The following is a 1,222-nucleotide window of genomic DNA, read 5'->3' on the forward strand; positions in this document are numbered from 1 at the left end:
AAACCTTTCACTTGGACCGCCGACCCCGACAAAATCATCGCTGCCGTCAACCGTGGGCACCAAGGGTTAGATTCCATCCACTAGGTACCAGTTCCCGTCTTCGCCAACCATTAATGGATCGGCTGTCCGCTTGCCGCGCGATGCAAAATCGGGCAACACAGAACCGACAACTGCGGAGAAGACCACCAGCGATGAAGATATCCATTGTGACAGCTGTTTATAACCGACAAGGAACAATTGGAGAGGCGATACGCAGTGTGCAAGCCCAGAATTACAGGAACGTGGAGCACCTTATACAAGATGGCGGCTCGACCGACGGCACCCTGGAAATAGTAGAATCGCTCGCGAATTCTCTGACCTATGTTGTTAGTGTTCGTGACGCTGGAATTTACGATGCACTAAATAGAGGGATTGCCCGCGCCTCCGGAGATGTAATTGGGGTGATGCATTCCGACGACCTCTTTGCGTCTGACAACATCCTGGGCAAAGTAGCGCTCGCATTTGAAGACAATAAGATTGATGGGGTGTACGGAGATCTACAATATGTTTCCGCCTCCGATCCAAACCAGCTAATTCGGTACTGGCGATCCGGCCCATATGAGCCCCGCTTACTTGGTCGGGGCTGGATGCCCCCCCATCCGACCCTTTATCTACGGCGAAGCGTGTTCGAGCGCTTGGGGTGCTATGACACGAGTTACCAGATCGCGGCTGATTACGACGCGATATTGCGGTGGCTGAATTTTGGGAAGATCAGCCTCTGCTATATTCCTGAAGTAATGGTGAAAATGCGTGTCGGCGGCGAGAGCAATCGCTCAATAGGACGCGTCATACGCAAGAGCCTTGAGGACTACAGTGCAATCAGACGCAACGGCGTGGGAGGACTTGGCGTGCTGATACAAAAAAATACCAGCAAACTGAAACAATTCATTGTACCGCATGATATAATTCCCCAATAGGCACAAAGAACCCACCGGCACAACTGACGTGCCTAGATGTTTGGTCCCGGCATTTGCTGGAGCGGATTAAGCTTGAAGCCTTCGGGCTGTGCGGACCAAACCTTGCAGATGAATTCATAGGATGTGAGGCCTTTGAGGATCTCCTTGGTCGTTCGGTGCTCGATGTCATTCGTGGCGCAAGTGACCTGCCACTGAATTTTGATCCGGCTGCAGTTAGAGCCTCGGCGGGTTTTACGCCGTATGGCGCGGGTTGAGCAACGGGTGAT

1 protein-coding gene and 1 pseudogene are annotated in these 1,222 nt (G+C 52.5%); one reads left to right on the forward strand and one right to left on the reverse strand.

Annotated elements, in window-relative coordinates; translation table 11 throughout:
• Positions 1–191: 191 nt before the first annotated feature.
• A complete protein-coding gene (locus NKI41_RS33070) occupies positions 192–956 on the forward strand; it encodes a glycosyltransferase family 2 protein (protein ID WP_352687250.1) in 765 nt (254 codons plus the stop codon).
• Positions 957–988: 32 nt separating this feature from the next.
• Here the strand turns inward: NKI41_RS33070 and NKI41_RS33075 are convergent.
• Positions 989–1,222: pseudogene (locus NKI41_RS33075) on the reverse strand (hypothetical protein); the annotation flags it as partial.

The sequence above is a fragment of the Mesorhizobium sp. M0601 genome, from assembly GCF_040320845.1.
In the GTDB taxonomy this organism is placed as follows: domain Bacteria; phylum Pseudomonadota; class Alphaproteobacteria; order Rhizobiales; family Rhizobiaceae; genus Mesorhizobium.

What these genes read in the sequence shown, in the direction of transcription:
- NKI41_RS33070 (WP_352687250.1), top strand. Translation starts at nt 192, where the DNA reads ATGAAGATATCCATTGTGACAGCTGTTTATAACCGACAAGGAACAATT.